The organism is Bacteroides togonis (assembly GCF_900130135.1).
GTDB classification, from domain to species: domain Bacteria; phylum Bacteroidota; class Bacteroidia; order Bacteroidales; family Bacteroidaceae; genus Bacteroides; species Bacteroides pullorum.
The window spans coordinates 2,468,051-2,480,918 of record NZ_LT670820.1; the positions used below are offsets into that span (position 1 = coordinate 2,468,051).

Here is a 12,868-nt window from a genome sequence, read left to right on the forward strand (position 1 = left end):
GTATTGGATGATAGTTGCGGATTTTAGGATTACCTAAAGATTTTGTATCTTTAAGCCTAAAGATTTATACATATGGCAAAGATACATTTTCGTCCCTACACTCCCAACCAAACGGTACTATTTCCGCAAAGAATCGATGAAGATATTGCAGAAAACGATCCTATACGCATGGTTGACGCTTTGGTTGAAAGCCTGAATCTTGAAGGTTTCAGGAAGTTATACAAAGAATGCGGCCGTAGTCCTTACCATCCCAAGATGATGCTAAAGGTTATCTTGTATGCCTATATGAACAATATATACTCCTGTCGGAAAATAGAAAAGCTCCTTCGTCGTGATATCCATTACATTTGGTTAGCCGGTTATGAGAAACCGGACTTTATTACTATCAACCGTTTCCGTAATCGGGTGAAGAAGGAGATCAACGAAGTGTTTACCCAAACCGTACTTCTGCTTTCATCCAAAGGTTTCATCAGTCTGAATGTGGAATATATTGACGGAACAAAGATTGAGTCCAAGGCCAACAAATATACTTTTGTATGGCGGAAGAGCGTTGAGCGAAACCGTGAACGACTGATGAAGAAAATCAGTGTTTTGTTAAGCCAAATAGATGACGTCATCGCTCAGGAAAAAGCTTCGGAAAACAACGAGGAAATTGAGTTTACTCCTTCCATGCTGACAGAAATGGCGGGAGAATTACGCACTGCTCTTGAACAGACTTCAGAACCATCCACGAAAGAGCAGAAATCTGCGCTGGGAAAGAAACGCAAGCAGCTGAAAGAACTGGAAGCACATAGAGATAAGCTTCAGGAATACAATAACCATCTGGACAATCTTCAGGACCGCAACTCTTATTCCAAGACAGACAAAGAGGCCACTTTTATGAGAATGAAGGAGGATGCCATGCACAACGGTCAGACAAAACCAGGATATAATCTTCAGATTGCTACGGAAAATCAATTCATTATCGATTATTCTCTTTTTCCGAATCCGACTGACACCTTGACGATGATTCCCTTTCTGAAGTCCTTTGCCGACAGATACGGCCGTTTGGCTCATACGGTGGTTGCTGATTCCGGTTACGGATCAGAAGAGAATTACCACTTTATGTCGGAAAACGGGATGGAAGCATACGTCAAATACAATTGTTTCCACATGGAGCAGCGGCCAAGATTTAAACCGAATCCTTTTAAAGCCGAAAACTTTTTCTACAATGAAGAACAGGACTACTGCGTCTGTCCAATGGGACAAAAGATGCAGAGGGCAGGTACCAGGCATACGAAAACCGAATCCGGATATGTAGTCGAATATGCCAGGTATAGGGCTGTCAGATGCGAAGGGTGTCCGTTAAAATGTCTGTGTTTTAAAGCTAAAGGAAACAGGACGATAGAACTGAATCACCGACTCAGGATATACAAACAGAAAGCCCGGGAACTTCTCTGTTCCGAAGAAGGACTGAAACACAGAGGGCAAAGGTGTATAGAACCGGAAGCTGTATTTGGACAGATAAAATTCAACATGAACTACAAGCGCTTCCGTCATTTTGGAAAGGACAAGGTCCTTATGGACTTTTCCTTCCTGGCCATCGCCTTCAATATAAAAAAGATGTGTACCAAGATGAATAAAGAGGGGATAAATTGGCCAATTAAACACCTTTACGGCCTTATTACCACTCATTTAAGCTATTGGGAACAAAATATCGAGATTATCTTCAGAATATCGCTGCTTGAAAAAGTTAACAACGCTCTTATCGTTGATAAAGAAAAGAGGGTGAATCGCGTATTACGACACACCCTCTTTTACCTTGTACCCAGACCCGGGGTCGAACCGGGATGGAAGTGAATCCACTGGTGTTTGAGACCAGCGCGTCTACCGATTCCGCCATCTGGGCATCACATTGATTTCTCAATTGCGGTGCAAAGATACAGCTTTTTTTTGAACTCGCAATACTTTATCGAAAAAAAGAAGAAAAAAACAGAAAACCTCCGACAAACATTACCTATTCTTAAAAATATAATGTACTTTAGCAAAAAAATTAATGAGAACAATCATGGCAATAAACAAAGACAATTTCTGCGTTATCATGGGAGGAGGAATTGGCAGTCGCTTTTGGCCGTTCAGCCGCAAAACACTGCCCAAACAGTTCCTCGATTTCTTCGGCACCGGACGTTCGCTGCTGCAGCAAACTTTCGACCGCTTCAAAAAAATTATACCGACGGAGAACATCTTCGTTGTTACCAACGCCCTCTATGCCGACCTTGTCCAGCAACAACTTCCCGAACTGAAAGCCGAGCAAATTCTTTTGGAACCTGCACGCAGGAATACAGCACCCTGCATCGCATGGGCTTCCTACCACATACGGGCCATCAATCCCAATGCCAACATCGTCGTGGCACCATCGGACCACCTGATCTTGAAGGAAAGTGAATTCCTGACCGCCATCGAGAAAGGTCTGGACTTCGTAGCCGGAGAAAACAAACTCCTAACTCTCGGAATTAAACCCAACCGACCAGAAACAGGCTACGGATACATCCAGATAGCCGAAGCAGCCGGGGAAAACTTCTATAAAGTGAAGACATTCACCGAAAAGCCCGAACTGGAACTGGCCAAAGTATTTGTGGAAAGCGGAGAATTCTATTGGAACTCCGGCTTGTTCATGTGGAACGTGAATTCCATCATCAAAGCAGGGGAAGACTTGCTGCCCGAACTGGCTTCCAAACTGGAACCTGGTAAAGACGTCTACGGCACGCCGGAGGAGAAAAAATTCATTGATGAGAATTTCCCAGCCTGCCCCAACGTATCCATTGATTTCGGCATCATGGAGAAAGCCGATAATGTCTACGTATCATTAGGCGACTTTGGTTGGTCGGATCTCGGAACATGGGGATCCCTTTATGATCTCTCCCCCAAAGACGAACATCGGAATGTAACTCTGAAATGTAACTCCCAACTCTACAACAGCCAAGACAATATCATTGCCCTGCCCGAAAACAAATTAGCGGTAGTGGAAGGATTGGAAGGTTACCTGATTGCAGAATCGGACAACGTCCTGCTCATCTGTAAAAAGGACGAAGAGCATGCCATCCGTAAATACGTGAATGATGCACAAATCAAGATGGGCGAAGATTATATCTAATATTAGATAAAACTCAAAACCATACAAATATAAAAGAAGGGACAGCCCGTCAAGGCCGCCCCTTCTTTTATATATAGGAGGATATATGCTTACTCTAAAACGATTTCATCTACAAACAAAAAACCTGGATTACCCTTGCCACCATGCCATGACGGAATTTCGTGTTCAGACAGAGCTTTTACTTTGACATAACGCGTCTTTACAGATGCAAATTCCAGCTTATGAGTATAAATCTGATTGGGATCATCAGACTTCATCGCAGGATAGGATTCCGAAGCCACTTCCTTATACGTCTGGTTGTCATCCGAAACAGATACCGTAATACCGCGGGTATCAAAGATCCAATCGCCCTTTTCTACACAAGTATGTAATGTCATCGACGAAATTTCCATCGGTTCTTTCAAGTCAATGACAGCCTCCATGTCATTCTTATAGAAAGCAATCCAACGCCCGGTTTTGTAATTCATGTTACCCGTCATTCCATCAACCAATACCGTAGCTCCAGTAAATTCATATTGTTTGTTGATGGGTTGCAACATGGTTATTGGCTTCATAGACGACTTACTGAAAGTGATTTCATCGGTTGTTACTTTCGATTTTCCAGAAGAACGAATCGCAACAGTACGAAGCGTGCAGGGCTTATCTATTTTAAGCACTCCTGTATATTCCTGTGATGAAGAAGTTGGTTCACTACCATCCAACGTATAGTAAATAGGAGCACCATCAATGGTTTGAGCTACAACATCAAGCGTACCAGTTTCTGTATTTGGCCTCAAGTCAAGCCGTACATCAAATATATGCGTTGCATAATTCCATCCATTCTTTTGATAGATATCCACCAGACGGCTCACCCGCTTCAGGAATGATTCATAATCTTTCTTATTGGGCTGACTCCATTGTACTTCACACAAAGCTGCCATACGAGGCAAAACCATATACTGTATTTGTTTCAGGTCAGGGATATACTCTGTCCACAAATTGGCCTGTACACCAATAATATATTTCTGTTCTTCGGGCGACAAAGCCTTAGGCATAGGTTCGTAACTATACACCCGTTCCATAGGCAAATATCCTCCAATAGCCAATGGTTCGGTATCTGTATCTTTCGACTGATAATAATCGAAATAGAGATATGTATTCGGAGTCATAACTACATCATGCCCTTGTTTGGCTGCTTCGATACCTCCGCCTTCACCACGCCATGACATAACAGTAGCTCCCGGAGCAAGTCCACCTTCCAAGGTTTCATCCCAACCAATCATCTTCCGGCCTTTCGTTGCAAGGAACGCTTCGGCTTCATGAATAACAAAACTCTGCAAACGTTCTTCTTTAGTGTGTTTACTATCGCTCTTTAAACCCAAAGCCTTGATACGTGCCTGACACTTTGGGCACTTTGCCCACACCGTTTTGGGACACTCGTCGCCTCCCACATGAATATATTCTGATGGGAATATTTCCACGATTTCAGCCAACACGTCCTTGACAAATTCGATTGTCTTATCATTGCCCGCACACAGCACATTATCTGAAACACCCCACTGCGTCCATACTTCGTACGGACCACCCGTACATCCCAGCTCAGGATAAGCAGTCAAAGCAGCCTGCATGTGCCCAGGCAGATCTATTTCAGGTATCACCGTAATATAACGTTCAGCAGCATAAGCGATTATTTCCTTTGCCTGCTGCTGGGTATAGAATCCACCATAAGGCTGTCCGTCATACTTACCACTATTGCGCCCGATAACCGTTTCTTTACGTTGCGAAGCGATCTCGGTCAGTTTCGGATATTTCTTGATTTCTATTCGCCAACCCTGGTCATCAGACAAATGCCAATGCAAACGATTGATATTATGAAGTGCCAGCATGTCAATATAGCATTTCACATCGTCCACAGAGAAGAAATGACGGCTCACATCCAACATCATTCCCCGATAACCAAAGCGAGGTTCATCAGTAATACTTACCGCAGGTAATTCTATACTCCCCTCCTCAGCTATACCTATTGATTTACGCAATGTCTGAATACCATAGAATACACCAGCCTCAGTTGGTGCTGTAATCACAACTTGCCCCTGTTTCACTTCCAAGGAATAAGCTTCCGGATTCTCTTTTTTCAAGCCCAATTGCAAAAGGATGCCTTTCTGTCCTTCACCACCTTCCTTTACGTTCAATCTAATCCCCGTCTGACTTTCTACATATGATGCCAAAAACTCGGCATTCCGGCGCATTTTCTCATTACCAACCGTATAATAGATTGTTGTGCCATCCTTCATAACAAAGGAGGCTTCTTGAACTGTTTTAATTTCCAAAGGAATGGGGACCACCTCATAATCGGCAACCACGGGTGCCTTACCTGCACAAGAAGCTAACAATAATCCTACTAAAGCCAAGCTTCCTAACCTGAAATCAGAAAAAATTCGCATGTTCAATAATCTTACAGAATTAATAATAAACCTAATAGCAGAAAAATTCTGCGTCAAGATACAAAAAAAAGATGAAATGAACAAGCGACTAATCACAAATCCTGCCAAAAGCCGACTTTCAACTGCTTTATTTTCAAATTTACTTTTCTACCTGTTGTCCGGCTTCCACCCAACCGTTAAAACCAGTCCCCAGTTCATAAACCTTAAAACCCTTTTCAGACAATATGTGAGCTGCTTTTTTACTTCGTTTTCCGCTACGACAATAGAGAGCAACCGGTCTCGAAAGTTGCAATACGGAATCTGCAACAGCAGCAAAAGATTCATCGAGTACATTAACGTTCATACTACCAGGAATATGACCTTCTGAATATTCCGCTACTGTACGTACATCTAAACGTTGAACTTCCGGATCATTGATTACATTAACAAAGTCTTCCACAGACAACGTTTCAAAATTGCCACCTTTCTGCTGACAAGAAGAGAAAAAAGAAAATAACAAACAAAATGATGCAAACAACGTTTTCATAACCAAATTCAATTAAAGTTATTCGGCTATCAAAGGCCGGTACTCAAAGGTATATGTCTTCACTTCACCCGAATAAGTATGCACATGCAAACTCACCTCTACCGTATCAACTCCTTCATCGGCATACTGCAATAAGGGTATCGAACAATAGGCACGCTGGCTATAAGCCGGCGTGTCGCCTCCATCATCATGATACAACGTCAATTCTACTGACGAACGGTGTGCTTCGACATCAACATCCACCCGATCTTCCACATAATGAAACTTATGTTTCCCATGCTGTGCCTTGACCGTAAGCATCAGGTTCAGATAATTACGTCCCATCCACACACTCAGCACATCCACTGGGTCAGTCTTCACACCTTCGGGAAATTTATCGGCAGGCAAAGGTATCGGAGCGACGGCTGCCGACACGGCATACAGGTGCACTCCCTCACCTCCTTCCTCGTGCACCCATTCATAATTGCTGACAATACGCACCAAAGAGTCGGGACGGATACGCGAATGGGAGTCATCAACCAGCACCGCATATTCCTCACCATCATCCGTCAACACCCGCTCCAACGCTCCGTCGCCCCCCGAATAGGCAGTAAGGAATTCTAGTTTGACGGACGGATAATGATAGCTATCCTCCCCACAAGCTGTCAGCAACAGACATAACATTCCTAACAGACATCCATACCAATAACCCACCATTACTCTCTTCTTCATACCTCCATTGCTTTCAGATGATTCTTCAGCGGATTGGCATACATCTCGAGCATCTTGGTACGCAGAAAGGCTTCATCCTTATTTTCCAACGTAATACGTAACAATTGACTGGCCAGATAGCATTCAAACTTCTGCTTGTCATCGGTCGTATAATGCCCGGCATAGACATCGGTACCTGCCAAAAGGTCAGCAGCCACATAATTGCACGGATACAAACGGTAACCGCGATGAATTTCTCTGTCTATCATCGCCGATACAGTAGAGAAAAGCTCCTGACGAGGCATCTTGCGATCCAGGCCAGCCAAGAGATCGTTGATACAAGAAGCAATGTGGAAGTGTACCCGTCCCTTATAGCCGAACAAGCCTGTCTGCATATTCTTCAGGTCATCGGCCGTCGACTTCTTGTAATCAGGATGATCGCGCTTCAGCTGAAACTCCCATGCCTTGAGAAAATCGCAAGGATCAAACTCGTAAGAAATAGAAAGAGGCGCGATATTCATCTCCATCAGGCGATCCAACACATCGCCCTCGCCGCCGATAGCCAGCATCTTGAGTACACTATCCTGCGTGCGGTCGTCTGAGTCTTTGGCGCGTCCCTCACGCTGGGCTATCCAGATAGACTGCTTCTTCTGCGAAATGGTGTAGTGCATGTAGCGTGACATGCGAGCTGATGACTCAAGCATCTGCCGCATGGGCAAGCCACGTTGTACGATGAACGACTTGTTGATACGTACCAGCCTTTTTATCCACGGATAAATGAGCAGATTATCACCAATGGCTATTTCTACTGTGTCACCTCCCTGATCAACCAACATAACAGACAAAAAGCCCGAATCGAGAATAATATCTCGATGATTGGAAATGTAAGTGTACGATTTCGTTTTGTCAGCCAAAGAGTCATTATCCAACGTCACACCATCTGAGGCCTTCTGCATAATGTCTTTCATTATGGCATATCCAAAAGTTTTTTGGAACTCCAACTTGGTCTTGCAACTGCGCATTTTGGCAGCAAGCATTTCAAAAGGCACACTGGGAAAGGCCGCGGAGGCCACTTGCCTGAAAGCTGGATCGGCTATCAGCTCCTCGTACACTTCGGGAAGTTCCTCGTCGTGATAAGGGCGGATTTCGTCAAATTCGTCGTACATAGTAATGGAAGGTTAAAACTTGTTTTCTATAATGTCTGTCATCACGTCCTTGATGTCCAAGCCGGCGGCACGCACCTGCTGAGGAATGAAGCTGGTGGCCGTCATGCCCGGCGTGGTGTTCACCTCGAGCAGATTGATCTTGTCGCCCTCGGTCACGATGTAGTCCACGCGGATAATACCCTGTGCACCCAAGATGTCGTAGATGGCCGAAGTGAGTTTCTTCACCCGGTCGGCCAGCTCGTCGGAGATACGGGCTGGCGTGATTTCGTCGGACTCGCCGTTGTACTTGGCCTTGTAGTCGAAGTATTCGTTGTGGCTCACCACCTCTGTAATGGGGAAGACCACCGACTTGTCGCGCGTCTTGTAGCAACCGCAGGTCAACTCGGTGCCGTCCATAAAGGCTTCCACCACCACCTCTTGCGCTTCGTCGAAGGCCTTGGCAATGGCGGGCTGTATCTGTTCACGTGTCTTCACCTTGGTCACACCAAAGCTGGAGCCTCCCAGGCTGGGCTTGATGAAACAAGGCAGGCCGATCTTCTCCACCACTTCGTCATCGGTAATGGTCTGTCCCTGACGCAAAAGGAGCGACTCAGCAATGCGCACGCCATAGGCATGCAGATACTGGTTGCAGGCAAACTTGTCATACGTAAGCGCCGCCGCCAGCACGCCACAGCAGGAGTACGGGATGCGGAGCATGTCGAAGTAGCCCTGCAGGCGTCCGTCCTCGCCCGGCGTACCGTGGATGGTGATGTAGGCGAAGTCGAACTTCACCTTCTGCCCGTCCAGCTGGAAGCTGAAGTCGTTGCGGTCTACGGGCAGCGTACGTCCGTCGTCGAGCCGCACGTGCCAGTCGAGGCCGTGCATGCCCACTATATATAATGTGTACTTCTCCTTGTCGATGAAGGAGTAGATTCCTTGTGCGCTGCGCAGGGAAACTTCATACTCGGAGGTATCGCCTCCGGCCACAATAGCAATCGTACGTTTCATTCTAATTCTCTGTTACTGATGTAGCTTCTCCATTTGCCGATGAGGTTCGTCATGTCGTCGGGCAGTTCGGAAGTGAAGTACATTTCCTCGCCAGTGACGGGATGGACAAAGCCCAGCGTCATGGCGTGGAGCGCCTGGCGCGGGCAGATGTCAAAGCAGTTGTTTACAAATTGTTTGTATTTGGCAAAATGAGTACCTTTCAGAATTTCGTGACCACCGTAGCGTTCGTCGTTGAAGAGCACGTGGCCGATGTGCTTCATGTGCACACGTATCTGGTGCGTACGCCCCGTCTCGAGGATGCACTCAACGAGTGTGACGTAGCCGAAGCGCTCCAATACGCGATAGTGAGTCACGGCATGCTTGCCTTCCCCCTCGGGCAGGACAGCCATCTGGAGGCGGTCCTTGGGGTTGCGGCCGATGTTACCCACAATTGTTCCCTCGTCCTGCTCTACGTTGCCCCATACCAAGGCTCGATAGCGGCGTTTGGTAGTCTTGTGGAAGAACTGCCAGCCCAAATTGGTCTTGGCGTCAGCCGTCTTGGCAATGACCAGCAGGCCGGAGGTATCCTTGTCAATGCGGTGCACCAAGCCCAAGTGCGGGTCGTTGGCATCGTAACCCTTGGTGTCCTTCAGATGCCAAGCAATGGCGTTCACTAGTGTGCCGTGCCAGTTGCCGTGACCTGGATGTACCACCAGTCCGGCAGGCTTGTTGACCACCATCACATAGTCGTCCTCATAGACCACGTTCAGCGGGATGTCTTCGGGCACCACTTCGTTGTCGTAGCGGGGACGGTCCATCATCACCGTTATCACATCCAGCGGCTTTACCTTGTAGCTGCTCTTCACGGGCTTGCCGTTGGCCATGACGAAACCCGCATCGGCCGCCTTCTGGATGCGGTTGCGTGAAGAGTTGGTGATGCGGTCGAAGAGATACTTGTCCACGCGCATCATCTCCTGCCCCTTGTCCACCACCACGCGGAAATGTTCGTAGAGCTGGTCCTCGTCGCCCACCGGCTCCACGTCGTCAGGGCATTCGTTCTCCAGGTCGTCTATGTCAATATCTATATCTTCTTCTCTCATAGTCCGTGTCAAAACCAGTCTTCTTCTTCCAACACTTCTCCCTGTACTTGTGGCACGTCCAACGAATCGACTTGCAAAGAATCGGCTGGTGCTTCTTCCCCATTACCGATAACCAATGTCAAAATAGCGCCCATCGGCACCTTAGCGCCTATTTCTAAAGAGTTTCCTCTGTACTTCACCGCATATACCCAATCTTTTTCACCAGGGATAGAGTCATTGTTGGTAAGGCGGAAACCGGCAGCCAATAAACGAGCTTCAGCCTGACGCACAGAACTGTTGTCAGCCACATCGGGCACCTCCTGCAACGGGATATCCAGTGCGTTAATAGTCAAATACACCATGCGTCCTTCCTTTACACGTTGTCCCGCAGTCGGACTATAATCGAGTATACATCCAGCTGGTAAGTTTTTTACATAGCTTGAATCGGCTACTACGCAATTCAATCCCCTGTCGGCAAACATAGTTTGTGCTTCCGCCAGACTAAGTCCTTTCACATCAGGCACCACTACTGCCTCACCGTGACGAGTGTATGCATCCAATGCTGCCAGTACTCCGAATATCACTCCTGCCAGCACCACAACCATTGCTATGATGTTCCCCCAGAAAAGGCCGTTTTTCCGAAAGGAAAAGAATTCTTTAATCGTCATAAAACATACATTTATATGAAAGACTGTATTGTCCTCTATTTTTTGGCAAAGATAATGAAAGGTGAGTGCAATGCAAAAAGAAGCTTACTTATTTTTGTATTGCCGAACCGCATCCTATCTTATTGAAAGATAGTGAAAGGCAAATGGAGAGACAAATGAAAACAAAGTTTTCCAACGCGCTCCCGCTCTTTCAAGATAACCTCAAATCCGCAACCTATAGGGTTTAGTGGGATTTTGCTTGCAAAGCGACAAAATTCATTTTATTGTACATATTTCTTGCACAACAGAAATGTCGCAGACACAAAATCCCCTTACCCCATAAAGCGACTTGAGGTAATACGCTGGTTTAACCAGAAAAGCATGGTCTTTAACCAAAGTCTGTCTTGAACAGGTTGGCATAAGCATTGTTGTCTGAGTAAATATTCAATACATGCCTACGTGATGTCTTAATCCATTTCGCAGGAACAGAGATGAACTTGAAAACAAAGGTCTTGATTCTGCTGGTGGCACGCAATCCAAATTCATGGGTTTTCAATCTCTGCATAATAGCTTTGTAGAAGTTTCTGATGAGAGCTGTCATAAGCAGGAATACAGTATTCTGTGCCATGAACGATTTTGGCAATCGATTCCAGCCAAAGCCATTGTTCATGTCATCGAAGATGCGTTCCTTGCCACCACGAAGATTGTAGAATTCCACGATGTCTCTTGCACTCGACTTGTAATCGTTAGTCAGTATACATCTGTAGGTATATTCGCCTTCCCAAATGTCAAGGTCTCCATCTATTCGCCTTTGTCTCTGTATGACAAGACGATACGGTTTTCCTTTCCATTTCTCAACAAGGATGGAATTCAGCTCAAATTCAATACCGTTGATTTCAACAGTTTTCCATCCAGTCAAGGCAAACATGGAATCGTAGAAGGAAGAGCATCTGTTGGCACGAATATAAAAATGCCTGCAATGAGCCTCTACCATATCTACGATTTCCTCCGAGCATGAGCCGCAATCCATGCGGGCACGGGATATATATACTTCTGATGCCTCCAGTCGCTTGAAGATTCTTTCCAAAGTCTCTCTTTGGTTGAAGCGCACGTTTGTGTTGCCGTCTCTATTTTCAATACCGACAATCATGTCGTTAATGACTGCCACACCTGGACTATAGCCCAGGAACTTCTTGTAGGTTGGTTTTGCATCATGCTTCTCTGTTTCAATGAACTGATGGTCAAAGTCAAAATCATACTCTTGACCGGATTTCAATTGACCAGTAGCAAGCAGGGCTTTGATCAATAAGCAGTTCATCTTGTCTGCAGTATTGAAATCATAGGAGTTGCCAGAAGCAGATTTATAGGTGATGTTCTTACAAGTCAGTTCTTCGATAGCACGCAATATGGTGTCTGCGCTGCAAGTGCGAAGAGTTGGATGAAGAGACAAATGTTTCATCAAGTGAGTTGTAACATCCTCAATACATGAGCCGCCACAAAGATATACGCACATCAGAGAGCGTAGAATTTCGCTATATTGATAACCAAACATAGTGCATCTCAATCCCAAGGTGGAATCTATGGTTTGAGCTAAAAGAGCATCAAATTGCTCCATAATAGAAAAAATTCCTCCAAAAGGAGTGAGTTTCTCAGATTTTATTTGTATCTTTGCCATGTCATATTAGAGTTTTGCTTGTCTTCTTTTCGCAACACTAAGGTAAGTGAAAATTCTGACATGGCAAAATCCTGGGCAACTTTTTGTTGCTCAGGCACTTATAAATAATGTTAAACTATAGTGTTGCGGAATTAAGGGATAAAAAACACTTTTCAAAAGAAAAGCCGCAAAAGACCAGGCTTCCTGTCTTTTGCGGCTCTCTTATTTTCTACAAGAGAAAAGAGATTAGGCTTTTACTCCGTTGTATTCGTCGGAAACAGTCAGTTTTTTGCGACCTTTAGCGCGACGTGCTGCCAATACTCTGCGGCCATTGGCTGTAGCCATTCTCTCACGGAAACCATGTTTGTTTTTTCTCTTTCTGTTAGAGGGTTGGAATGTTCTTTTCATTGCTGTATCTTGTTTTACGTTATTATTCTCACGAATTCGGGCTGCAAAAATAGGGAGTTTTTTCAAATAAACCAAGAGATAACTCATTTTCTCTCAAAAGTTTTGTGTTTTTTACCGATTTCCATTAATTTTGCACCGCATTTCGCATGAGAAAGAATACATTAATAACATAAAAA

Annotated in this window: 11 protein-coding genes and 1 tRNA gene; 2 read left to right on the forward strand and 10 right to left on the reverse strand. The window is 45.4% G+C overall.

Annotated features, from left to right (window positions below; all coding sequences use genetic code 11):
* Positions 1–72 precede the first annotated feature (72 nt).
* Positions 73–1,839: an IS1182 family transposase gene (locus BQ8005_RS10590; RefSeq protein ID WP_075318016.1), complete on the forward strand. Its 1,767-nt coding sequence runs from the start codon at positions 73–75 to the stop codon at positions 1,837–1,839.
* On the opposite strand, the gene BQ8005_RS10595 is transcribed toward BQ8005_RS10590, so the two are convergent.
* A tRNA-Leu gene (locus BQ8005_RS10595) sits at positions 1,805–1,888 on the reverse strand. The genes BQ8005_RS10590 and BQ8005_RS10595 overlap by 35 nt on opposite strands.
* Before the next feature lie 159 nt (positions 1,889–2,047).
* Here BQ8005_RS10595 and BQ8005_RS10600 point away from each other — a divergent pair.
* Positions 2,048–3,133 (forward strand): mannose-1-phosphate guanylyltransferase, encoded by a 1,086-nt coding sequence (locus BQ8005_RS10600; protein WP_075318017.1) that lies wholly within the window; start codon positions 2,048–2,050, stop codon positions 3,131–3,133.
* Between the two features lie 89 nt (positions 3,134–3,222).
* Here the strand turns inward: BQ8005_RS10600 and BQ8005_RS10605 are convergent, their stop codons facing one another.
* The 9 genes from BQ8005_RS10605 to rpmH all read right to left on the reverse strand — a co-directional run bounded on the left by BQ8005_RS10605 (position 3,223) and on the right by rpmH (position 12,692).
* A complete protein-coding gene (locus BQ8005_RS10605; protein ID WP_083610611.1) occupies positions 3,223–5,556 on the reverse strand; it encodes a glycoside hydrolase family 20 protein in 2,334 nt (777 codons plus the stop codon).
* Positions 5,557–5,695: 139 nt separating this feature from the next.
* A complete protein-coding gene (locus BQ8005_RS10610; protein WP_021846599.1) occupies positions 5,696–6,082 on the reverse strand; it encodes a rhodanese-like domain-containing protein in 387 nt (128 codons plus the stop codon).
* A gap of 18 nt (positions 6,083–6,100) precedes the next feature.
* Entirely contained in the window at positions 6,101–6,793 is a 693-nt protein-coding gene (locus BQ8005_RS10615) for a NigD1/NigD2 family lipoprotein (RefSeq protein WP_075318018.1), read from the reverse strand.
* Complete coding sequence (locus tag BQ8005_RS10620; RefSeq protein WP_075318019.1) at positions 6,790–7,938, reverse strand: acyltransferase; 1,149 nt, start codon at positions 7,936–7,938, stop codon at positions 6,790–6,792. The genes BQ8005_RS10615 and BQ8005_RS10620 overlap by 4 nt, the downstream gene beginning before the upstream one ends.
* Before the next feature lie 12 nt (positions 7,939–7,950).
* Positions 7,951–8,925: a D-alanine--D-alanine ligase gene (locus tag BQ8005_RS10625; protein ID WP_075318020.1), complete on the reverse strand. Its 975-nt coding sequence runs from the start codon at positions 8,923–8,925 to the stop codon at positions 7,951–7,953.
* A complete protein-coding gene (locus tag BQ8005_RS10630) occupies positions 8,922–10,004 on the reverse strand; it encodes an RluA family pseudouridine synthase (protein WP_075318021.1) in 1,083 nt (360 codons plus the stop codon). Before BQ8005_RS10630 ends, BQ8005_RS10625 begins: the two co-directional genes overlap by 4 nt.
* Positions 10,005–10,012: 8 nt before the next feature.
* The gene (locus tag BQ8005_RS10635; protein ID WP_021846604.1) at positions 10,013–10,651 is read right to left on the reverse strand and encodes a PASTA domain-containing protein; all 639 of its coding nucleotides are present in this window, start codon (positions 10,649–10,651) and stop codon (positions 10,013–10,015) included.
* 367 nt (positions 10,652–11,018) lie between these two features.
* Positions 11,019–12,305 (reverse strand): IS1380-like element IS942 family transposase, encoded by a 1,287-nt coding sequence (locus BQ8005_RS10640; protein WP_055235773.1) that lies wholly within the window; start codon positions 12,303–12,305, stop codon positions 11,019–11,021.
* A 225-nt stretch (positions 12,306–12,530) separates the two neighbouring features.
* A complete protein-coding gene (gene rpmH / locus BQ8005_RS10645) occupies positions 12,531–12,692 on the reverse strand; it encodes a 50S ribosomal protein L34 (protein WP_004292199.1) in 162 nt (53 codons plus the stop codon).
* Between the last annotated feature and the right edge of the window lie 176 nt (positions 12,693–12,868).

Bases quoted from the DNA above. Each gene is read 5' to 3' on its own strand.
- BQ8005_RS10620 (WP_075318019.1), bottom strand. From the start codon at position 7,938: ATGTACGACGAATTTGACGAAATCCGCCCTTATCACGACGAGGAACTT.
- BQ8005_RS10610 (WP_021846599.1), bottom strand. From the start codon at position 6,082: ATGAAAACGTTGTTTGCATCATTTTGTTTGTTATTTTCTTTTTTCTCT.
- BQ8005_RS10600 (WP_075318017.1), top strand. From the start codon at position 2,048: ATGGCAATAAACAAAGACAATTTCTGCGTTATCATGGGAGGAGGAATT.
- rpmH (WP_004292199.1), bottom strand. From the start codon at position 12,692: ATGAAAAGAACATTCCAACCCTCTAACAGAAAGAGAAAAAACAAACAT.
- BQ8005_RS10615 (WP_075318018.1), bottom strand. From the start codon at position 6,793: ATGAAGAAGAGAGTAATGGTGGGTTATTGGTATGGATGTCTGTTAGGA.
- BQ8005_RS10625 (WP_075318020.1), bottom strand. From the start codon at position 8,925: ATGAAACGTACGATTGCTATTGTGGCCGGAGGCGATACCTCCGAGTAT.
- BQ8005_RS10605 (WP_083610611.1), bottom strand. From the start codon at position 5,556: ATGCGAATTTTTTCTGATTTCAGGTTAGGAAGCTTGGCTTTAGTAGGA.
- BQ8005_RS10635 (WP_021846604.1), bottom strand. From the start codon at position 10,651: ATGACGATTAAAGAATTCTTTTCCTTTCGGAAAAACGGCCTTTTCTGG.
- BQ8005_RS10640 (WP_055235773.1), bottom strand. From the start codon at position 12,305: ATGGCAAAGATACAAATAAAATCTGAGAAACTCACTCCTTTTGGAGGA.
- BQ8005_RS10630 (WP_075318021.1), bottom strand. From the start codon at position 10,004: ATGAGAGAAGAAGATATAGATATTGACATAGACGACCTGGAGAACGAA.
- BQ8005_RS10590 (WP_075318016.1), top strand. From the start codon at position 73: ATGGCAAAGATACATTTTCGTCCCTACACTCCCAACCAAACGGTACTA.